General features: G+C 69.9%; 17 protein-coding genes and 1 pseudogene. 7 read left to right on the forward strand and 11 right to left on the reverse strand.

Annotated elements, in window-relative coordinates; translation table 11 throughout:
- Positions 1 to 7 precede the first annotated feature (7 nt).
- The gene (locus tag ELQ40_RS09740; RefSeq protein ID WP_370296320.1) at positions 8 to 988 is read left to right on the forward strand and encodes a heme A synthase; all 981 of its coding nucleotides are present in this window, start codon (positions 8 to 10) and stop codon (positions 986 to 988) included.
- A gap of 52 nt (positions 989 to 1,040) precedes the next feature.
- Here ELQ40_RS09740 and ELQ40_RS09745 read toward each other — a convergent pair whose 3' ends face one another.
- Positions 1,041 to 1,961, reverse strand: a complete 921-nt coding sequence (locus tag ELQ40_RS09745) for a heme o synthase (protein WP_127793513.1) — start codon at positions 1,959 to 1,961, stop codon at positions 1,041 to 1,043.
- A 322-nt stretch (positions 1,962 to 2,283) separates the two neighbouring features.
- On the opposite strand from ELQ40_RS09745, the gene tkt reads away from it, so the two are divergent.
- The 6 genes and pseudogenes from tkt to pgl all read left to right on the forward strand — a co-directional run bounded on the left by tkt (position 2,284) and on the right by pgl (position 10,389).
- A complete protein-coding gene (tkt, locus tag ELQ40_RS09750; protein WP_127793514.1) occupies positions 2,284 to 4,374 on the forward strand; it encodes a transketolase in 2,091 nt (696 codons plus the stop codon).
- Between the two features lie 23 nt (positions 4,375 to 4,397).
- A complete protein-coding gene (tal, locus tag ELQ40_RS09755; protein WP_127793515.1) occupies positions 4,398 to 5,507 on the forward strand; it encodes a transaldolase in 1,110 nt (369 codons plus the stop codon).
- Positions 5,504 to 7,105 (forward strand): glucose-6-phosphate isomerase, encoded by a 1,602-nt coding sequence (locus ELQ40_RS09760; RefSeq protein WP_127793516.1) that lies wholly within the window; start codon positions 5,504 to 5,506, stop codon positions 7,103 to 7,105. The genes tal and ELQ40_RS09760 overlap by 4 nt, the downstream gene beginning before the upstream one ends.
- Before the next feature lie 12 nt (positions 7,106 to 7,117).
- A pseudogene (gene zwf, locus ELQ40_RS09765) lies at positions 7,118 to 8,660 on the forward strand (glucose-6-phosphate dehydrogenase).
- Entirely contained in the window at positions 8,657 to 9,622 is a 966-nt protein-coding gene (locus ELQ40_RS09770; RefSeq protein ID WP_127793517.1) for a glucose-6-phosphate dehydrogenase assembly protein OpcA, read from the forward strand. The pseudogene zwf and the gene ELQ40_RS09770 overlap by 4 nt, the downstream one beginning before the upstream one ends.
- A complete protein-coding gene (pgl, locus tag ELQ40_RS09775; RefSeq protein ID WP_127793518.1) occupies positions 9,619 to 10,389 on the forward strand; it encodes a 6-phosphogluconolactonase in 771 nt (256 codons plus the stop codon). The genes ELQ40_RS09770 and pgl overlap by 4 nt, the downstream gene beginning before the upstream one ends.
- Positions 10,390 to 10,470: 81 nt before the next feature.
- Here the strand turns inward: pgl and ELQ40_RS09780 are convergent, their stop codons facing one another.
- The 10 genes from ELQ40_RS09780 to uvrA form a co-directional block, all read right to left on the reverse strand.
- Positions 10,471 to 10,836: an RNA polymerase-binding protein RbpA gene (locus ELQ40_RS09780; RefSeq protein ID WP_127793519.1), complete on the reverse strand. Its 366-nt coding sequence runs from the start codon at positions 10,834 to 10,836 to the stop codon at positions 10,471 to 10,473.
- Between the two features lie 42 nt (positions 10,837 to 10,878).
- Entirely contained in the window at positions 10,879 to 11,130 is a 252-nt protein-coding gene (gene secG / locus ELQ40_RS09785; protein ID WP_127793520.1) for a preprotein translocase subunit SecG, read from the reverse strand.
- Between the two features lie 104 nt (positions 11,131 to 11,234).
- Positions 11,235 to 12,023 (reverse strand): triose-phosphate isomerase, encoded by a 789-nt coding sequence (gene tpiA / locus ELQ40_RS09790; RefSeq protein ID WP_127793521.1) that lies wholly within the window; start codon positions 12,021 to 12,023, stop codon positions 11,235 to 11,237.
- Positions 12,014 to 13,228: a phosphoglycerate kinase gene (gene pgk / locus ELQ40_RS09795; protein WP_127793522.1), complete on the reverse strand. Its 1,215-nt coding sequence runs from the start codon at positions 13,226 to 13,228 to the stop codon at positions 12,014 to 12,016. Before pgk ends, tpiA begins: the two co-directional genes overlap by 10 nt.
- 10 nt (positions 13,229 to 13,238) lie before the next feature.
- A complete protein-coding gene (gap, locus tag ELQ40_RS09800) occupies positions 13,239 to 14,243 on the reverse strand; it encodes a type I glyceraldehyde-3-phosphate dehydrogenase (RefSeq protein WP_127793523.1) in 1,005 nt (334 codons plus the stop codon).
- Positions 14,244 to 14,336: 93 nt separating this feature from the next.
- Entirely contained in the window at positions 14,337 to 14,963 is a 627-nt protein-coding gene (locus ELQ40_RS09805; protein ID WP_127793524.1) for a superoxide dismutase, read from the reverse strand.
- Between the two features lie 101 nt (positions 14,964 to 15,064).
- The gene (gene whiA, locus ELQ40_RS09810) at positions 15,065 to 16,045 is read right to left on the reverse strand and encodes a DNA-binding protein WhiA (RefSeq protein ID WP_127793525.1); all 981 of its coding nucleotides are present in this window, start codon (positions 16,043 to 16,045) and stop codon (positions 15,065 to 15,067) included.
- Between the two features lie 37 nt (positions 16,046 to 16,082).
- Positions 16,083 to 16,958: an RNase adapter RapZ gene (rapZ, locus tag ELQ40_RS09815; protein ID WP_127793526.1), complete on the reverse strand. Its 876-nt coding sequence runs from the start codon at positions 16,956 to 16,958 to the stop codon at positions 16,083 to 16,085.
- 34 nt (positions 16,959 to 16,992) lie between these two features.
- Entirely contained in the window at positions 16,993 to 18,948 is a 1,956-nt protein-coding gene (uvrC, locus tag ELQ40_RS09820) for an excinuclease ABC subunit UvrC (protein ID WP_240665726.1), read from the reverse strand.
- A 2-nt stretch (positions 18,949 to 18,950) separates the two neighbouring features.
- On the reverse strand, positions 18,951 to 21,839 hold the full coding sequence (uvrA, locus tag ELQ40_RS09825) for an excinuclease ABC subunit UvrA (RefSeq protein WP_127793527.1): 2,889 nt from the start codon (positions 21,837 to 21,839) through the stop codon (positions 18,951 to 18,953).
- Positions 21,840 to 21,864: the final 25 nt, after the last annotated feature.

The following is a 21,864-nucleotide window of genomic DNA, read 5'->3' on the forward strand; positions in this document are numbered from 1 at the left end:
ACCACCCGTGCACCGCACCGCGCAGCCCGCAACCCGCACCACCGGCGGCAACCGCCTCCTCGCGTTCCTGCTCCCCACCGAGATCACGCGCTGGGTCCGCGCGATGGCCTGGCTGTCGCTCATCGTGAACATCGGCATCGTGGGCACCGGCGGGCTGGTCCGCCTGACGGGGTCCGGCATGGGATGCGAGACGTGGCCCTACTGCACGGCCGACTCGCTGGTGCCGACACCCGAACTCGGCATCCACGGCCTGATCGAATTCGGCAACCGCACGCTCACCGGCGTCCTCGTCGTCGTCGCGGCGCTCATGTTCCTGTCCGTGCTGCGGCTCCGACCGCGCCGCCGGGATCTGGTCGGGATCTCGTTCGCCATCGGCATCGGCATCATCGTGCAGGCCGTCGTCGGCGGCATCACCGTCTGGCTCCACCTGCACCCGGCCATCGTCGGCTTCCACTTCCTGGTCTCGGCGGCGCTCGTCGCCCTCGCGACGGTCCTCGTGTACCGCGTCTACGCCGCTCCGGGGCCACGGAAGCCGGCCGTCTCGCGCGGCTACGCGATCCTCGCGCACGTCACGAGCGCGGCCGTCCTGATCACGGTGATCGTCGGCATCCTGCTCACCGGCTCAGGCCCGCACGCCGGGGACGACGAAGCGGCACGGAACGGGCTCGACCCCATCCTCTGGCAGCACATCCACGCGTGGCCGGGCTACGCGACGTTCGCCCTCACGATCGCGCTGCTGATCGGCGCGCTCAGAACCCCGCGCGACCTCGGCCTCCGCGGTGCCGTCGGCCTCCTCCTCGCGGTCGAACTGATCCAGATCGCCGTCGGGCTCTGGCAGGCCCGCACCGGTCTCCCGATCGTCCTCGTGAACATCCACATGGTGCTCGCCGTCACGCTCGTCGCCGCGATGACCTCCGTCGTCCTCCGCCTGAAGCGTGCGGAGAACGCGGACCGCGTGGTGGAGGCATCCGTGCCCGTCGGGTCGTGACCCTCCCACGGAACCGGGCCCGGATGTGCGCCCGACTGGACGCCCGGTTGCGCTAGAAGGGCAGCAGCGGGTCGATGCCGACCGCGAGGAACACGAGCGACAGGTAGACGATCGAGCCGTGGAACACCCGCATCGGCGAGACCTGCTGGTGGTGGATCGCGAGGTGGTACAGCCGGTGCGTCTCGTAGATGAACCATCCGCCCGACACCAGCGCCGTCGCGGTGTACACCAGGCCCATGTCGGCGATCGGGATGAGCAGCAGCGAGCAGGCGACGGTCGCCCACGCGTAGAGGATCACCTGGAGGCCGACCTGGGCTCGTCCTCGCACGACGGCGAGCATGGGCACGCCGGCGGCGGCGTAGTCGTCCTTGTACTTCATCGACAGCGGCCAGTAGTGCGGCGGGGTCCACAGGAAGATGATGAGGAACAGGATGAACGGCGCCCAGTCGAGGCTGCCGGTGACGGCGGCCCAGCCGATCAGCACGGGCATGCAACCGGCGATGCCGCCCCAGACGATGTTCTGCGCGGTGCGGCGCTTCAGGATGATGCTGTAGAAGACGACGTACAGCAGGATCGCGGCGAGCGAGAGGGCTGCGGCGACCCAGTTGGTGAAGATCCAGAGCCAGGCGATGGATGCCGCTCCGAGTCCGTACGCGAAGACCAGCGCTTCGCGGTCGGTCAGCTCGCCGGTCACGAGCGGCCGGTTCTCGGTGCGCTTCATGACGCGGTCGATGTCGCGGTCGATGTAGCAGTTGAACGCGCCCGCGGAGCCCGCGCTCATCGCGCCGCCGATCAGGGTCGCGAGCATCAGCCAGAGGCTCGGGAGCCCCTGCTGGGCGAGGATCATCGTCGGCGCGGTGACGACGAGCAGCAGTTCGATCACCCGCGGCTTGGTGAGGGCCAGGTAAGCGGCCGCCTTGCGACGCAGGGTCGACGGCGGTCGGACCTCGCGGGTGTCTACTGCTGCCTGCATCGTTCCTCTTCCGGTTCGCGGGCGCGCTCGTACGGCGCGCGAACCGCTCTCGATTCTAGGCCATCGGCTCGGCCGGAGATGTCGGTCGGGTGTCGTGCCGCTCACCGGGCGGCCACGGACGTGTGAGTCATGTCCCGTCACGGCGTGTCATGGACTCCATATACTGATCGGAGCGCGCCCGGCGGCGCGGTTCTGTTGCGCGTCCCCGATGCGCCGGTCCGCAGGCTGTCGCCAGGCTCCACCGCGCCGAAGCGTATCCCGGCGGGTCCGGGGGCCGTCGGCTCCCCGGATGCCCGCCACGATCGGAAGGAACACACACCTCGTGGCAACTCTGCAGTGGGATCCCATCGACGACCGTGCCGTGGACACCGCGCGCGTGCTCGCCGCGGACGCGGTCGAGAAGGTCGGCAATGGGCACCCGGGTACGGCGATGAGCCTCGCGCCCGCCGCCTACCTCCTCTTCCAGAAGGTCATGCGGCGCAACCCGTCCGACACGGATTGGCTCGGTCGCGACCGGTTCATCCTGTCGGCCGGCCACAGCTCCCTCACCCAGTACGTCCAGCTCTTCCTCGAGGGCTCGGGCCTCGAACTCGACGACCTCAAGGCGCTGCGCACCTGGGGCTCGAAGACCCCCGGCCACCCCGAGTACGGGCACACCGCGGGCGTCGAGATCACGACCGGTCCGCTCGGCCAGGGCCTCGCGTCCTCGGTCGGCTTCGCGTACGCGGCCCGCTACGAGCGCGGCCTGTTCGACCCGGAGGCACCGGCCGGCGAGAGCCCGTTCGACCACTTCGTGTACGTGATCGCGGGCGACGGCGACCTGCAGGAGGGCGTGACCAGCGAGGCCGCCTCGCTCGCCGGCCACCAGCAGCTCGGCAACCTCATCGCGATCTACGACTCGAACCAGATCTCCATCGAGGACGACACGAACATCGCCTTCACCGAGGACGTCGCCAAGCGCTACGAGGCGTACGGATGGCACGTGCAGACGGTCGACTGGAAGCACACGGGCGAGTACGTCGAGGACGTCGCGGCCCTGTACGACGCGATCGAGGCCGCCAAGGGCGAGCAGTCGAAGCCGTCGATCATCATCCTGAAGACGATCATCGGCTGGCCCTCCCCCGGCAAGCAGAACACCGGCAAGATCCACGGCTCCGCCCTCGGCGCCGCCGAGCTCGCCGCGACCAAGGAGGTGCTCGGCTTCGACCCCGAGCAGTCGTTCGTCGTCGCCGACGACGTGTTCGAGCACACGCGGGCCGCGCGAGAGCGCGGCGCTGCCGCCCAGGCCGAGTGGCAGGTCGCGTTCGACGCGTGGGCCGCGGCGAACCCCGAGCGCAAGGCGCTGCTCGACCGCCTCGAGGCCGGCGAGCTGCCCGACGGCATCGAGTCGCTGCTGCCCGTGTTCGAGGGCGGCACCGAGGTGTCCACGCGTGCGGCGTCCGGCAAGGTCATCAACGCCCTCGCCCCGGCGCTGCCGGAGTTCTGGGGCGGCTCGGCCGACCTGGCCGAGTCGAACCTGACGACCATCAACGGCGCGCCGTCGTTCATCCCGGAGCAGTGGTCGACCCACGAGTTCTCGGGCAACCCGTACGGCCGTGTGCTGCACTTCGGCATCCGCGAGCACGCGATGGGCGCGATCGTCAACGGCATCGCCCTGCACGGACCGACCCGACCGTTCGGCGGCACGTTCCTCATCTTCAGCGACTACATGCGTCCGGCCGTGCGCCTCGCGGCGCTGATGAAGGTGCCCTCGATCTTCGTCTGGACGCACGACTCCGTCGCGCTCGGCGAGGACGGCCCCACGCACCAGCCGATCGAACAGCTCGCGACGCTGCGCGCGATCCCCGACTTCACGGTGGTCCGTCCGGCCGACGCGAACGAGGTCTCGTACGCCTGGCTCGAGATCCTCAAGCGACACGACGCCCCGGTCGGCATCGCGCTCACGCGGCAGAACATCCCCGTGTTCGAGCGCGGCGACGGCGAGGCGTCCGGCGACGTGTTCGCATCCGCGGCCAACCTCGCGAAGGGCGCGTACGTGCTCGCCGAGGCACCGTCGGGCACGCCCGACGTGATCCTGATCGCCACGGGCTCCGAGGTGCAGCTCGCCGTCGCCGCGCGCGAGCAGCTCGCGGCCGAGGGCGTGCAGGCGCGCGTCGTCTCGGCCCCGAGCCTCGAGTGGTTCGAGGCGCAGGACGCCGAGTACCGCGAGTCGGTGCTGCCCGCATCGGTCACCGCCCGCGTCTCGGTCGAGGCCGGCCTCGCGCTGAGCTGGGCGAAGTACGTGGGTGCACGCGGTCGCAGCGTCTCGATCGAGCACTTCGGCGCCTCCGCCGACTACAAGACCCTCTTCCGCGAGTTCGGCATCACGACGGAAGCCGTCGTCGCCGCCGCCAAGGAATCGCTCGCCTCCTGAGCGAGCAGAAGGAGACACATCCCATGAGCACCACTCCCACCGCCGCCCTCTCCCAGGCCGGCGTCAGCATCTGGCTCGACGACCTCTCGCGCGAGCGACTCACGACCGGCAGCCTCGAGCGGCTCATCGCCGAGCGCGACGTCGTCGGCGTCACCACCAACCCGACGATCTTCGCGGGCGCACTGTCGAACGGCGCGGCCTACGCCGGCCAGCTCCACGAGCTCGCGGCGGCCGGCACCGACGTGGACACCGCGGTCTTCGAGATCACGACCGACGACGTGCGCGACGCATCCGACGTGTTCCGGCCGATCTACGACCGCAGCGCCGGCTTCGACGGCCGCGTCTCGATCGAGGTCGCGCCCGACCTCGCCCACGACACCGAGGGCACGATCGCCTCGGCGAAGCAGCTCTGGGCGAAGGTCGACCGACCCAACGCCATGATCAAGATCCCGGCGACGGTCGAGGGCCTCGACGCGATCCGCGAGACGATCGGCGCGGGCATCAGCGTCAACGTCACGCTGATCTTCAGCCTCGACCGCTACCGCCAGGTCATCGACGCGTACCTCTCGGGACTCGAGCAGGCGAAGGCCGCGGGAATCGACCTCTCGACCATCCACTCGGTCGCGTCGTTCTTCGTCTCCCGTGTGGACACCGAGATCGACAAGCGACTCGAAGCCATCGGCACCGACGAGGCGCTCGCGCTCAAGAGCAAGGCGGGCGTCGCGAACGCGCAGCTCGCGTACGAGCTCTACGAGCAGGAGTTCGGCGGGGAGCGCGCGACGGCACTCGTGGCCGCCGGTGCCAACCACCAGCGCCCGCTCTGGGCCTCGACCGGCGTCAAGGACCCGGCGCTGCCCGACACGCTCTACGTCACCCAGCTGGTCGCGAAGGGCGTCGTGAACACGATGCCCGAGAAGACGCTCGAGGCGACCGCCGACCACGGCGAGATCCTCGGCGACACCATCACCGGCGCGTACGCCGACGCCGCCCGCGTGCTCGATGCCCTCGCGGGCGTCGGCGTCGACTACGACGACGTGACCACGCTGCTCGAGCGCGAGGGCGTCGAGAAGTTCATCGTGTCCTGGCACGAGCTGCTCGGCACGGTCCGCACCGCACTGGAGGCGGCGGCATGAGCTTCCGCATCGCCGTGAGCGGCCCGGCGGCTGACGCCGTCCGCCGCGCAGTCCCCGGGCTGGTCGCCGACCTCGTCGCCTCCGGCATCACCGCGCAGGACGGCACCCTGTGGGGTCCTGCGGCCGAGGAGGAATCGTCGAAGCGCCTCGGCTGGACCGAGGCCGTCGCGATCTCGCGCCCCCTGGTCCCGGAGATCCTCGCGCTCCGCGAGGAGCTCCGTGCCGCAGGCGTCGACCACATCGTCCTCGCTGGCATGGGCGGCTCGTCGCTCGCCCCCGAGGTCATCACGCGGACCGCCGGCGTGCACCTCACCGTGCTCGACTCGACCGAGCCGGGCCAGGTGCGGGCCGCGCTCGCCGACCGGCTCGAGACCTCCGCGCTGGTCGTCTCCTCGAAGTCCGGCTCGACGGTCGAGACCGACAGCCAGCGCCGCGCCTACGAGCGCGCGTTCACCGAGGCCGGCATCGACCCGGTGACCCGCATCGTCATCGTGACCGACCCGGGCTCGCCGCTCGACGAGTCGGCTCGCGCCGCCGGATACCGCGTCTTCAACGCCGACCCGAACGTCGGCGGCCGCTACTCGGCGCTGACCGCGTTCGGCCTCGTGCCTTCGGGGCTCGCCGGCGTCGACATCTCGGAGATCCTCGACGAGGCCGAGGCCATCGAGCTCTCGCTCGCGGTCGACACGGAGGAGAACCCGGGCCTCGTGCTCGGCGCCGCGATCGCGGCCACCGCTCCCCTGCGCGACAAGCTCGCGATCGTCGCCGACGGCACCCACATCGTCGGCTTCGCCGACTGGGCCGAGCAGCTCATCGCCGAATCCACCGGGAAGGAGGGCACGGGGCTCCTCCCCGTCGTCCTCGAGACGGGCGCCCCCGAGCTCGAGGCCGACCTGCCCGACGTGCAGGTCGTCCGCCTCGTCTCCGACGCCGGCGACCAGATCTTCGCGGGCGACTCGGGAGAGATCCGGGTCTCCGGCACGCTGGGGGCGCAGCTGCTCGTCTGGGAGTACGCGACCGCGGTCGCGGGTCGACTCCTCGGCATCAACCCGTTCGACCAGCCGGACGTGGAGTCCGCGAAGGTCGCCGCCCGCGGCCTGCTCGACGCGCGGCCCGAGCCCGCACCCGCGGCGTTCGTCGCCGACGGCATCGAGGTCCGCGGCACGCCCGACGTCATCGGCGCGGCGAGCGACCTCGTCTCGGCGATCGACGTGCTGCTCGAAGAGCTCCCCGCCAACGGATACCTCTCGGTGCAGGCGTATGTCGACCGCGTGGCGCACCCGGAGTTCGCGCAGCTGCGCGACCTCCTCGCCGCCCGCGCCGGCCGTCCGGTGACCTTCGGCTGGGGTCCGCGGTTCCTCCACTCGACCGGACAGTTCCACAAGGGCGGCCCTGCGGTCGGCGCATTCCTGCAGCTGACGCAGGCGCCGGTGGAGGACCTCACGATCCCCGACCGCCCGTTCACGTTCGGCGAGCTGATCGCCGCGCAGGCATCCGGCGACGCGAGCGTGCTCGCCGAGCACGACCGTCCGGTCCTCACCCTGACGCTGTCGGATCCGGCGACGCAGCTCTCCACGCTGCGCGACGCGATCGGCTGAGCGACGATGGGCATGCAACCGGCCGCGATCGCCGCGGGGCAGAACCCGCTGCGATCGCCAAAGGACTACCGGCTCAACCGCATCGCGGGCCCGTCGAGCCTCATCATCTTCGGCGTGACCGGCGACCTGTCGCGCAAGAAGCTGATGCCGGCCGTCTACGACCTCGCCAATCGCGGCCTGCTTCCGCCCGGCTTCGCACTCGTCGGCTTCGCTCGCCGCGACTGGGACGACCAGGACTTCGAGCGGGTCGTGCACGACTCGGTGAAGCAGTACGCGCGCACCGAGTTCCGCGAGGACGTCTGGCGCCAGTTGGCGCGAGGCATCCGCTTCGTCCAGGGCGACTTCGACGACGACGCGGCGTTCGACCGCCTCCGCGAGGTCGTCGGTCGGCTCGACGTCGAACGCGGCACGATGGGCAACCACGCGTTCTACCTGTCGATCCCGCCGAAGTCGTTCCCGCTCGTCGTCTCGCAGCTCAAGCGCTCGGGGTTGACCGAGCAGGGCGAGGACCAGTGGCGGCGCGTCGTGATCGAGAAGCCGTTCGGCAGCGACCTGAAGACGGCGCGCGAGCTCAACGACGTCGTCGCCTCGGTGTTCCCGCCCGACTCGGTGTTCCGGATCGACCACTACCTCGGCAAGGAGAACGGTCCAGAACATCCTGGCGCTCCGGTTCGCGAACCAGCTCTACGAGCCCATCTGGAACGCGAACTACGTCGACCACGTGCAGATCACCATGGCCGAGGACATCGGCGTCGGCGGTCGCGCGGGCTACTACGACGGTATCGGCGCGGCCCGCGACGTCATCCAGAACCACCTGCTCCAGCTCCTGGCGCTCACCGCGATGGAGGAGCCGATCTCGTTCGACGCCGCCGACCTGCGCGCCGAGAAGGAGAAGATCCTCGCGGCGGTCCGGCTGCCCGAGGACCTGGCGACCGGGACGGCCCGCGGGCAGTACGCGGGCGGATGGCAGGGCGGCGAGGAGGTCATCGGCTTCCTCGACGAGGACGGGATGAACCCCGAGTCGACCACCGAGACGTACGCCGCGATGAAGCTCCTCATCGGCACCCGCCGATGGGCCGGCGTGCCGTTCTACCTGCGGGCGGGCAAGCGGCTGGGCCGCCGGGTCACCGAGATCGCGGTCGTGTTCAAGCGCGCCCCGCAGCAGGTGTTCCAGGCCAGCCAGACCTCCGAACTCGGGCAGAACGCGCTCGTGATCCGCGTGCAGCCCGACGAGGGCGTCACGATCCGGTTCGGCTCGAAGGTGCCCGGCGCCGGCATCCAGGTCCGCGACGTCACGATGGACTTCGGATACGGCCACGCGTTCACCGAGGCGAGCCCCGAGGCGTACGAACGACTCATCCTCGACGTCCTCCTCGGCGACCCGCCGCTCTTCCCCCGCCAGGAAGAGGTCGAACTGTCCTGGAAGATCCTCGACCCGATCGAGGAGTTCTGGGAGACCCAGGGGCAGCCCGAGCAGTACCGCCCCGGAACCTGGGGACCGTCGAGCGCCGACGAGCTCCTCGCCCGCGACGGACGAACCTGGAGGCGCCCGTGATCGTCGACCTTCCCGACACGACCATCAGCCAGGTCTCGAAGACGCTCGTCAAGATGCGCGAGGAGGGCGGCGCCGTCGCCCTCGGCCGAGTCCTGACGCTCGTCATCGCGACGCATGTCGGCACCGAGGAGGAGGCGATCGAGGCGGCGAACGACGCGTCCCGCGAGCATCCGATGCGGGTCCTCGTGGTCTCGACCACGCAGGACGCCGACGATCCCGACGCGGAGTCCCGACTCGATGCGGAGATCCGCGTCGGCGGCGACGCCGGTGCGAGCGAGGTCATCGTGCTCCGCGCGTGCGGCGCAGCAGCGGGCGACGAGGAGAGCCTCGTGATGGGGCTCCTCCTGCCCGACGCACCGGTGGTCACGTGGTGGCCGGGCACGGCCCCGGAACGACCCGGTTCGTCGCCGCTCGGCAGGATCGCGCAGCGCAGGATCACGGATGCCTCCGCGCAGGCGGATCCGCAGGGCGCGCTGGACGTCCTGGCGCAGCACTACACGCCGGGCGACGCCGACTTCGCCTGGACGCGCCTGACGCTCTGGCGGGCGCAGCTCGCCGCGGTGCTGGACCAGCCGCCGTACGAACCGGTGACCAGGGTCAAGGTCACGGGCGCCGGCGACTCGCCGTCGACGACGCTGCTCGCGGCCTGGCTGCGGATGCAGCTCGGGGCCGAGACCGAGTACGAGCTGACACCGGTCGACGCCGAATCTCACGGCATCCACGGGGTCACGCTCGAACGCGCCTCCGGCGTCATCGAGCTCGTCCGCGACGTCCCGGGCGTGGCGACGCTGCGCCAGCCGGCGCAGCCGACCCACGACGTCGCCCTTCCCCGCCGCAATCTCCGGGACTGCCTGGCCGACGAGCTCCGGCGACTCGACCCGGACGAGCTGTACGGTGAGGTCATCACCCAGGGGCTTCCGGCACTGCTGGAGGTCTCGGCTCGAGAAGGCGCGGTCCGATGACGAATGAGCGACGAGTGCTCGTCCACCCCGACAAGGCGGCGCTCGCCGGCGCGGTCGCGGCACGCTTCATCACGAAGACGCTCGACATCCTCGACGCCCAGGAGGTGGCGCACCTGTCGCTCACGGGCGGCAGCATGGGGTCGGCGGTCCTCGCGGCGGTGCGGGACAGCCCCGCTCACACGTCGATCGACTGGAGCCGCGTGCACTTCTGGTGGAGCGACGAGCGGTGGCTGCCCGACGGCGATGCCGAGCGCAACGACCGCCAGGCCCGCGATGCGCTGCTCGACCATCTCGCGCTGTCATCGGATCAGGTGCATCCGATGCCGGCGTCGGATGCCGGGGTCGACCTCGATGCCGCCGTCCAGCAGTACGTCGACGAGCTCGCGCGATACGGCACCGGCGACGTCGCCCACCCGACCTTCGACATCACCTTCCTCGGGGTCGGTCCGGACGGCCACATCGCGTCGCTCTTCCCGCATCGGTCGGGCATCCAGGTGACCGACCGCACGGCCATCGCGGTACGGAACTCGCCGAAGCCGCCGCCCGAGCGGATCAGCCTGACCCGGCCGGTGATCAACGCGTCGGAGCGGGTCTGGCTGGTGCTCGCCGGAGCCGACAAGGCCTCGGCCCTGGGCCTCGCGCTGGCCGGTGCCAGCCGCGACGAGGTGCCGGTCGCGGGGGTCAAGGGACGCCGTCGGACGGTGTTCTTCGTGGACCGGGATGCCGCGGCGGAGGTGCCCGAGTCGCTCATCGCGCCAGGGTACTGACTCGATCGCAGACGACGAAGGGGCCGGCTCATTCGAGCCGGCCCCTTCGTCGTCTGCGGACGTCGTGATGAGACGTCGCGTTCAGTCCTTCGACGCCGTGCCGCGACGCGCGCGGAGCTGCTCGAGCGCCTCGTCGAGGAGCGCCGAAGCCTCCTCCTCGGTTCGCCGTTCCTTGACGTATGCGAGGTGCGTCTTGTACGGCTCGGTCTTCGCCACGGCAGGCGGGTTCTCCTTGTCGCGCCCCGCGGGCAGCCCGGTCGACGGGCTGTCGATCACGTCGGGGATCTCCTCAGCGGGGAGGTTCGCCGCGAAGTAGCGCACCGTCTCGTTGCCGAGGGCGTCCCAGTAGCTCACGGCGACGCGGTCCGCGTGGAATCCGTGGTCCTGCTCGCCCATGGGACCCGCTCCGACGCGGGATCCACGGATCGCACTGTTCCCAGATGGCATGTCGCTCCTGTGGTCGGGTGTGGATTGCTCGGAGGCCGGCGGCTAGAGGCCGGCGTCGAACTTGGTGATGAGCCCCAGCACCACGATGCACGCGACCCAGATGAGGCCGAGGATGATCGTGATCCGGTTCAGGTTGCGCTCGGCGACACCGGATGCGCCGAGGCTGGAGGTCATGCCGCCGCCGAACATGTCGGACAGACCGCCGCCGCGACCCTTGTGCAGCAGGATGAGCAGCGTCAGCAGGAGGCTCGTGAGGCCGAGCAGCACCTGCAGGACGACCTGGAGAATCTCCACGGTGAACCCTTTCCGGGCACGGGAATCTGCCGTGCCGACATTCGAGTATAGCGACTGACCGCGGCCCACCTGGTCCGGCGGGCCGCGGTCGATGGATCGGCGCGTCAGGCTCCGACGTGCTTCGAGAACCGCGCGATGCTCGAGAACTCGTCGATGTCCAGGCTCGCGCCGCCGACGAGGGCGCCGTCGACGTTCGGCTCGCGCATGAACGAGGCGATGTTGGCCGCCTTCACCGACCCGCCGTACAGGATGCGCGTCGACTTCGCGGCCTCGTCGCCGAGCACCTCTGCGAGCACGGCACGCAGCGCCGCGGCGACCTGTTCGGCCTGCGCCGGCGTCGCGGCCTGCCCCGAACCGATCGCCCAGACCGGCTCGTAGGCGACGACGAGCTCCTTGCCCGCGTCCACGCCCTCGAGCGCCGCACGCAACTGGGCGACGGGCACGGCGCTCGCGCCGTGCGCCTCGAGGTCCTCGGCGGTCTCGCCGACGCACAGCACCGGCACGATGCCGTGGCGCTGCGCGGCGAGCACCTTGCGATTGACGTCGGCGTCGGTCTCGCCGTGGAGCGTGCGCCGCTCGGAGTGGCCGATGATCACGTAGGCGCAACCGAGCTGCGCGAGGAAGGCGCCCGAGATCTCCCCGGTAAAGGCACCGGAGTCGTGCGCCGAGAGGTCCTGGGCCCCGTACCCGACGGGCAGGCTGTCCGCGGCGACCAGGGTCTGCACCGAACGCAGGTCGGTGAACGGCGGGAAGACGGCCACCTCGGCGTCGGCGAAGTCGTGCTTCGCGTCGGCCAGCGACCACGCGAGCTTCTGCACGAACGCGATCGACTGCAGGTGGTCGAGGTTCATCTTCCAGTTTCCCGCGATGAACGGGGTACGGCTCACTGCCATCCGAGGACCTCCAGTCCGGGGAGTTTCTTACCCTCGAGGAACTCGAGGCTTGCGCCTCCGCCCGTCGAGATATGTCCGAAGTCGTCGTCGGCGAAGCCGAGCTGGCGAACTGCCGCGGCGGAGTCGCCGCCCCCGACGACGCTGAGGCCGTCGACCTCGGTGAGGGCCTGGGCGACCTGGCGCGTGCCGTCCGCGAACGGCGCGAGCTCGAAGACGCCCATCGGGCCGTTCCAGAAGACCGTCTTCGAGGCGCGGATCCGCTCGGCGAACGCCGCAGCGGTGTCCGGTCCGATGTCGAGGCCGAGCCCGGATGCCCCGAACGCGGTCTCCTCGATCGCATCGGCCGGCGCGACGACGTGCTCGGCGTCCGCCGAGAACGAGGCGGCGACGACCACGTCGGTCGGCAGCAGCAGGTCGACACCACGCTCGGCGGCCTCGGAGAGGTACCCGCGGACGGTCTCGATCTGGTCGGCTTCGAGCAGGCTCGATCCGACCTTGTGGCCCTGCGCCGCGAGGAACGTGAACAGCATGCCGCCGCCGATGAGCAGGGAATCCACACGCGGCAGGAGGTGCGCGATCACGCCGAGCTTGTCCGACACCTTCGATCCGCCCAGCACGACCGCGTACGGGCGCTCCGGCGACTCCGTCAGGCGGTCGAGCACGTCGAGCTCGGCGGCGATCAGCAGGCCTGCGGCGCTCGGCCGCAGCTGCACGAGGTCGTAGACGCTGGCCTGCTTGCGGTGGACGACGCCGAAGCCGTCCGAGACGACCGCGTCGGCGAATGCCGCGAGCTGCTCGGCGAACGCCCCGCGAAGCGCGTCGTCCTTCGCCGTCTCGCCGGGGTTGAACCGGAGGTTCTCGAGCACCAGCACCTCGCCGTCGGCGAGGGCGCCGACCTTGGCCGCGGCATCCGCGCCGACGGTGTCGGTCGCGAAGCCGACCGGCGCCTCCAGCAACTCGCCCAGACGGGCGGCGACCGGCGCGAGGCTGTACTTCGGGTCGGGAGCGCCGTCGGGCCGGCCGAGATGGGAGACCACCACGACACGGGCGCCCTGGCCGGTCAGTGCCTGGATGGTGGGGACCGACGCCCGCACACGGCCGTCGTCCGTGATGATCCCGTCCTTGAGGGGGACGTTGAGATCACAACGGACGACGACGCGCTTGCCGGCGAGCGGACCGAGGGAATCGATCGTTCGCAGGGTCACAGTTTCGCTTTCAGAGTCGCTCGGCGACGTACTCGGTGAGGTCGACGAGCCGGTTGGAGTAGCCCCACTCGTTGTCGTACCAGGCGCTCAGCTTGACCTGGTCCCCGATGACCCGCACGAGGCCGGCATCGAAGATCGACGAGTGGGGGTCGGTGACGATGTCGCTGGAGACGATCTCGTCCTCGGTGTACTTGAGGATCCCCTTGAGGGGCCCCTCGGCGGCAGCCTTGTAGGCGGCCTTGATCTCGTCGACCGTCACCGGCCGCGAGGCGGTCACGGTGAGGTCCGTGATCGAACCCGTGGGGATCGGCACGCGCAGCGCGAACCCGTCGAGCTTTCCGACGAGCTCGGGCAGGACGAGGCCGATCGCCTTCGCCGCGCCCGTCGAGGTCGGAACGATGTTCAGGGCGGCGGCGCGCGCACGACGGAGGTCGCGGTGGGGGCCGTCCTGGAGGTTCTGGTCGGCGGTGTACGCGTGGACCGTGGTCATGAGCCCGCGTTCGATGCCGAACTCGTCGTTGAACACCTTCGCCAGCGGGGCGAGGCAGTTCGTGGTGCACGACGCGTTCGAGATGATGTGGTGCGCGGCCGGGTCGTAGAGGTGCTCGTTGACGCCCATGACGAAGGTCGCGTCCTCACCCGTGGCCGGAGCCGAGATGAGGACCTTCTTCGCACCCGCTTCGAGGTGCTTGCGTGCCGCCTCGGCCTTGGTGAAGAACCCGGTCGACTCGATCACGATGTCGACGCCGAGGTCGCCCCAGGGGAGGTTCGCCGGATCGCGCTCCTCGAACGACCGGATCGCCTTGCCGTCGACGATGATGTTCTCGTCGTCGTACTCGACCGTCGCGTCGAGCCGGCCCGTGACCGAGTCGTACTTCAGCAGGTGGGCGAGCGTCTTGTTGTCGGTGAGATCGTTGACGGCCACGATCTCGAGATCGGTGCCCTTCGCGAGAGCCGCGCGGAAGTAGTTGCGGCCGATGCGACCGAACCCGTTGATGCCGATCTTTACGGACACGTGGTCCCCCTGTCTGACATGCGCGAAACCGCGCTCCTCGTGATGACGTCGAACGGCGGTGTCCCCGGACGCGGTCCGGGGACACGCAGCCGGTTACGACAGTAGCAGCAGGCCCGAGGTCTTCTCACGGGCCGCGTCGAACCGCTGCTGGACGTTCGCCCAGTCGGCGATGGTCCAGAACGCCTTCACGTAGTCGGCGCGCACGTTCTGGTAGTCGAGGTAGTACGCGTGCTCCCACACGTCGAGCATGAGCAGCGGCACGATGCCCGCCGGAAGGTTGCCCTGCTGGTCGAAGAACTGGACGATGATCAGGCGCTGTCCGAGGGAATCCCAGGCGAGCACCGCCCAGCCGGAGCCCTGGACGCCGAGCGCCGTCGCCGTGAAGTGCGCCTGGAACGCGTCGAACGACCCGAACTGGTCGTCGATCGCCGCCGCCAGTTCACCGGTCGGCTTGTCGCCGCCGTTCGGCGAGAGGTTCGTCCAGAAGATCGAGTGGTTGACGTGACCGCCGAGGTTGAAGGAGAGGTCCTTCTCGAGCTTGTTCACGTTGGCGAGGTTGCCGCTCTCGCGCGCCTCGGCGAGCTGTGCGAGTGCGGTGTTCGCACCGGTCACGTAGGCCTGGTGGTGCTTCGAGTGGTGCAGCTCCATGATCCGGCCGCTGATGGCCGGCTCGAGTGCCGAGTAGTCGTAGGCGAGATCGGGGAGGGTGTAGTCAGCCATTGCTTCTCCTTGTCAGAATGCCCGGTTCCCGCGCGCACGCCCGGTCGAACCGCGACGCGTTCCAGCCTATGCCCGTCTGCGAGGGGCTGGGTCCGGAGGAGTCACACCACGTCGAAGTCGGCGGGGAGACCGGCCTCGGTCCCCGGGATGCCGAGGTCGACGGCCCGCTTGTCGGCCATCGCGAGCAACCGGCGGATGCGCCCGGCGACCGCGTCCTTCGTCATCGGCGGGTCCGCGTGATGCCCGAGCTCGTCGAGGCTCGCCTCCCGGTGCGCGAGCCGGAGCTCACCGGCGTACTTCAGGTGGTCGGGGATCTGCTCGCCGAGGATCTCCATCGCCCGCTCGACCCGCGCGCACGCGGCCACGGCGGCCTGCGCCGAACGGCGGAGGTTGGCGTCGTCGAAGTTGACGAGCCGGTTCGCCGTCGCGCGCACCTCGCGTCGCTGTCGAAGCTCCTCCCAGTTGCGCACGGTGCCGGTCGCGCCCATGAGCGAGAGCATCGCGCTGATCGCCTCGCCGTCGCGGATGACCACGCGATGGATGCCCCGTACCTCGCGCGCCTTCGCCGAGACGCCGAGACGACCTGCGGCTCCGACCAGCGCCATCGCGGTCTCGTTGCCGGGACACGTGATCTCCAGCGCGGCGGACCGCCCCGGGTCGGTCAGGCTCCCCTGCGCGAGGAAGGCTCCCCGCCAGACTGCGGCGACATCCTCCCGCGAACCGGTCGTGAGCCGGTTGGGCAGTCCGCGGACCGGCCGTCGACGCGCGTCGAGCAGTCCGGTCTGACGCGCCAGCGTCTCACCCCCGTCGAGGATGCGCACGAGGAACTGGTTCTGACGGCGTACGCCGCCCGCCGAGATCACCGAGACGTCGGGTCGCACCCCGTACAGCTCGCCGAGGTCGCGGGTGACGCGCTTCGCGATGGTCGCGGAGTCGAGCTCGGCCTCGATCGCGATCCGACCCGAGATGAGATGCAGGCCTCCCGCGAACCGCAGGATCGAGGCCAGCTCCGCGGCGCGCACGGTCGTCTTCGGAACCTCGACCCGTGCGAGTTCCTCTTTCACGTCTGCGGTCAGTGCCACGCGGTCTTCCAATCTGTCGTTCTCATCGCGCCCGGGGTCATTCCCGACCCAGGTCGCGGTCCTTCACCGCCACGGCGACACCCGGCAGCACCTTGATCCGCGCTGCGAGCTCGCGGACGAGCGCGACCGATCGGTGCTTGCCGCCGGTGCATCCCACCGCGACCGTCGCGTGGCGCTTGTTCTCCCGTTGGTAGCCGGCGAAGATCGGTGCGAGCGCCGCGGCGTACGCATCGACGAACTCGAGGGCTCCGGGCTGTGCGAGCACGTACTCGGAGACGGCGGCGTCGGTGCCGGTCAGCGCCCGCAGCTCGGGGACCCAGAACGGATTCGGCAGGAACCGGGCGTCGGCCACGAGATCGGCGTCCGGCGGCAGGCCGTACTTGAAGCCGAAGCTGACGACCGTCACCCGCAACCCGGCGTGGTCGACCTCGGCGAAGACCTCGGTCACCTGGTTCGCGAGCTGGTGGATGTTGAGCTCCGAGGTGTCGATCAGCAGGTCGCTCATCTCGCGGACGCTCTGGAGCCGCGTCCGCTCCGCGGTGATGCCGTCGAGCAGCGTTCCGTCACCCTGCAGCGGGTGCGGCCGGCGTACCGACTCGAACCGCCGAACGAGTGCCGCATCGCTGGCGTCGAGGAAGACGACGCGGACGTTCACGCCGCTCCGCAGCGCCTGGATGATGTCCTGGAGCTCGGCGAAGAAATCTCGACCCCGAACGTCGACGACGGCGGCGATCCGGGGCAGCGACGCACCGGCACGCTCGACGAGCTCGACCAGCGGGCGCAGCATCTGCGGCGGCAGGTTGTCGACGACGTACCAGCCGAGGTCTTCGAGGGCATTGGCGACGGTCGATCGACCCGCCCCGGACATACCGGTGACGATGAGCATCTCCTGACGCTCGGACTCGTCTCCCATCGGCCGGAGCCCCCTCTCGATCGCTCCCTCCACCCTACCGGCGCTCCGGCCCGGCATCGCCGTGCGCGCGGTCCGGTTCGGGCTGGAGCGTGGATCGGATGGTCGTCGCGAGCGCCGGCCCGACGCCCTTCACCTCCGCGATCTCCTCGACGGTCGCGCCGCGCAGCTCCGTCACGGACCCGAAGTGACGCAGCAATTCCTTGACCCTGGCCGGGCCGACTCCCGGGATCTCGGAGAGCACCGAGGCGATGTCTCGCTTGCGCCGCTGGCGCTGATGGGTGATGGCGAACCGGTGCGCCTCGTCGCGAACGCGCTGGAACAGGAAGAGCGCTTCGGAGTTGCGCGGCAGGATGACCGGGTAGTCCGCCCCCGGCGTCCAGATCTCCTCGAGGCGCTTCGCGATGCCGCACAGCGTGATGCCGTCGACGCCGGACTCGCTCAGCGCCTTCGCCGCCGCCTCGACCTGTGGCTGACCGCCGTCGACCACGAGCAGGTTCGGCCGGTAGGCGAACTTCCTCCTGCGGCCGTCCAGCTGAGGCTGGCCGCTGCCCTCCCCGTCGCCCTGCTCCGCGCCCGTCTCGTCGGCGTCGCCGCCCCGGAGGTACGCGAGCCGCCGCGTGAGCACCTGGTGGATCGAGTCGGTGTCGTCGCTCGACGCCGGGATCACGAATCGACGGTATTCGTCCTTGCGAGGCAGCCCGTCCTCGAACACGACCATCGAGGCGACGATGTTCGTGCCCGACAGGTGCGACACGTCGTAGCACTCGATGCGGAGCGGGGCATCCGGCATCTCGAGCGCCTCCTGGATGTCCTCCAACGCTTGCGACCGGGTCGTGAAGTCCGCGCTCCGCCGGGTCTTCGCGAGCACGAGCGCCTGCTTCGCGTTCTGCGTCGCCGTCGCCAGCAGGGCCGCCTTCGGCCCACGCTGCGCGACGCGGAGCTCGACCTTGCGACCGGCCCGTTCGCCCAGCCAGAGCTCGAGCGCGTCAGCATCCTCGGGCGACTCAGGTACGACGATCTCGCGCGCGGGCACGAGTTCGTCGCCGTACGCGTGCTCGATCACCGACTCGACCAGTTCGCCGAGGGGCACGTCGAGCTCCTTGTCGACGTTCCACGATCGCTCGCCGCGGATGCGTCCGCCGCGGACGATGAACAGATGCACCGCGGCCGACAGTTCGTCGTGCTCGATGCCGAGCACATCGAGGTCGACGTGCTCGCCGAGGACCACCGCGCTCTTCTCGAAGAACGCCGTCGCGGCGTGGAGTTCGTCGCGCTTGCGCGCCGCGGTCTCGTAGTCCTGCACGGCCGCGGCCGCGCGCATCTCGCGTTCGAGGTCGCGCATGATGCGCGGGTCCTGGTTCTGCATGAACGCCACGAAGCGGTCGACGTTCGCTCGGTGCTCCTCGATCGTCACCTTGCCCGAGCACGGCCCGAAGCAGCGGCCGATCTGACCCGCGAAGCACGGCTTGCCGCTGGTCATGGCCCGTCGGTAGTCGCTGTCCTTGCAGGTGCGCATCGGGAACAGGCGAACGAGGATCTCGACCATCTCCGTCACGGCCCACATCTTCGGGTACGGGCCGAAGTACCTGGCGCCGCGGATGCCGCGCTTGCGCGAGACCATGACCCGCGGCGCCTCGTCGCCGAGGGTGACGACCAGGTACGGATAGGACTTGTCGTCCTTGAAGCGCACGTTGAACGGCGGTTTCAGCTCGTTGATCCACGTGATCTCGAGGTTGAGCGACTCGACGTCGCTCGCGACGACGGTCCACTCGACCTTCGACGCAGTGAGAACCATGCGTCGCGTGCGTTCGTGGAGCGTGTGGAGCGGCGCGAAGTAGTTCGAGAGCCGGGCTCGGAGGTTCTTCGCCTTGCCGACGTACAGCACGCGCCCGTCGGGGTCGATGAACCGGTAGACCCCGGGCCCGGTCGGGATCTCCCCCGGCTTCGGACGGTAGGCGACGGACCCGCCGATCGAGCTCGCCGGGAACATCGTCAACTGGCGACGTCGGCGCGCTCGTGCGCGCCGAGGATCTCGCGGAGGAAGAACCCCGTGTGGCTGTCGTGGTTGTCGGCGACCTGTTCGGGCGTGCCCGTCGCGACGATCCGGCCGCCGCCGGACCCGCCCTCGGGACCGAGGTCGATCAACCAGTCGGCGGACTTGATGACATCCAGGTTGTGCTCGATCACGATCACGGTGTTGCCCTTGTCGACGAGCTTGCCGAGCACCTTGAGGAGCTTGCGCACGTCCTCGAAGTGCAGGCCGGTGGTCGGCTCGTCGAGCACGTACACGCTGCGGCCGTTCGACCGACGCTGGAGTTCGGTCGCGAGCTTGACGCGCTGCGCCTCACCGCCTGACAGCGTCGTGGCGCTCTGCCCGAGCTGGACGTAGCCGAGGCCCACGTCGACGAGCGTCTTGAGGTAGCGGTGGATCGCGGAGATCGGCTCGAAGAAGTCGGCCGCCTCGCTGATCGGCATCTCGAGCACCTCGGCGATGTTCTTGCCCTTGTAGTGCACCTGCAGCGTCTCGCGGTTGTACCGCTGACCGCCGCAGACCTCGCACGCGACGTACACGTCGGGCAGGAAGTTCATCTCGATCTTGATCGTGCCGTCGCCGGAGCAGGCCTCGCAGCGGCCGCCCTTCACGTTGAAGCTGAACCGACCGGGAAGGTAGCCGCGCGCCTTCGCCTCGGTCGTCTCGGCGAAGAGCGTGCGGATCCGGTCGAACACGCCCGTATACGTCGCGGGGTTCGACCGCGGCGTCCGGCCGATCGGGGCCTGGTCGACATGGACGACCTTGTCGAGCTGGTCGAGCCCGGTCACCCGCCGGTGCTTGCCCGGGACCTTGCGGGCGCCGTTGAGCCGATTGGCGAGGACCCGGTACAGGATGTCGTTCACGAGCGACGACTTGCCGGACCCGGACACCCCCGTCACTGCGGTGAACACGCCGAGCGGGAAGTCGACGTCGACGTTGCGCAGGTTGTTCGCGGCGGCGCCCTCGACCGTGATCACGCGCTCGGAATCGATCGGCCTCCGGTGCTCGGGAACCGCGAGCTCTTTGCGCCCGGAGAGGTAGTCGCCGGTGAGCGAGGCCCGATTCTCCAGCAGGTCTGCGTACGACCCCGAATGCACGACCGTGCCGCCGTTGACGCCGGCGCCCGGGCCGATGTCGACGATCCAGTCGGCCATGCGGATCGTGTCCTCGTCGTGCTCGACGACGATGAGCGTGTTCCCCAGGTCGCGCAGCGCGACCAGGGTGTCGATCAGTCGCCGGTTGTCACGCTGGTGGAGGCCGATGCTCGGCTCGTCGAGCACGTACAGCACACCCGTGAGGCCCGACCCGATCTGCGTCGCGAGACGGATGCGCTGGGCCTCGCCGCCGGACAGCGTCGCCGCGGCACGGGCGAGGTCGAGGTACGCCAGCCCGACCCGGATGAGGAAGTCGAGCCGGAGCTTGATCTCACGCAGCACCTGTGCGGCGATCGCCTGCTCACGCTCGGTGAGCTCGAGCCGGTCCATGAACGCCCGCGCATCGGTGAGGCTCAGCCGCGAGACGTCGGCGATGCTGTGATCGTGGATGAGCACCGAGAGCACCTCGGGCTTGAGGCGCCGACCGTCGCACACCGGGCACGGCACCTCGCGCAGGTATTCGGCCCAGCGCGCGCGCTGCACGTCGGTCTCGGCCTGCGCGTACTGGCGCTCGATGTAGGGCACCACGCCCTCGAATCCCGAGGTGTAGCTCATGTCGCGGCCCCAGCGGTTGCGCCACTTGACCTTGACCTCGAAGTTGTCGCCCCGCAGCACCGCGCCCTTCGCCGTGCCGTCGAGCTCCTCCCATGGGGTGTCCAACGAGAAGTCGAGGTCGCGCGCGAGACCCGCGAGCAGCTTCTCGTAGTAGTTGTAGAGGCTCTTGCCCTGCGAGGTCCAGGGCAGGATGACGCCCTCGTTGATCGACAACGTCGGGTCGCCGAGGAGGAGCTCCTCGTCCACCGACATCCGCGTGCCGAGGCCCGAGCACTCGGGGCAGGCACCGAACGGCGCGTTGAATGAGAACGTACGCGGCTCGATCTCGGTGAGCTGGATCGGATGCTGGTTCGGGCACGACAGCTTCTCGGAGAAGGTCTGCCAGGCGTCGTCGCCGGCGAGGTCGACGTAGTTGATCTGCACCAGACCATCGGTCAGCCGCAGCGCGGTCTCGAGCGAGTCGGTGAGGCGGCCCAGGATGTCGGCGGATGCCACGAGCCGGTCGATCACGACGGAGATGTCGTGCTTCACCTGCTTCTTGAGCGTCGGCGGTTCATCGAGCCGGACCAGGTCGCCGTCGACCACCGCGCGCGAGTACCCCTGCGCGGCCAGGTCTCGGAAGAGGTCGACGAACTCGCCCTTCTTCTTCGACACGACGGGACTGAGCACCTGGAATCGCGTGCCCTCGGGCAGCTCCATCAGCCGGTCGGCGATCTGCTGGACGGTCTGCTTCTGGATGCGCTCGCCGCACACCGGGCAGTGCGGCACCCCGATGCGCGCCCACAGCAGACGCATGTAGTCGTAGATCTCGGTGATCGTGCCGACGGTGGACCGGGGATTGCGGTTCGTCGACTTCTGGTCGATCGAGACTGCGGGACTCAGGCCCTCGATGAAGTCGACGTCAGGACGGTCGACCTGGCCGAGGAACTGGCGGGCGTAGGCGGACAGCGACTCGACGTAGCGCCGCTGGCCCTCCGCGAAGATCGTGTCGAACGCGAGCGACGACTTGCCCGAACCGGACAGGCCGGTGAAGACCACCATCGCGTCACGCGGAACCTCGACGTCGACGTTCCGCAGGTTGTGCACGCGGGCACCGCGCACGCTCAGGCGGGAATGGGCATCGAGACGCGAGACTGGCACCTTTCGAGTCTACGGAGGGCCACCG

It is taken from the genome of Agromyces sp. LHK192, assembly GCF_004006235.1.
GTDB lineage: Bacteria > Actinomycetota > Actinomycetes > Actinomycetales > Microbacteriaceae > Agromyces.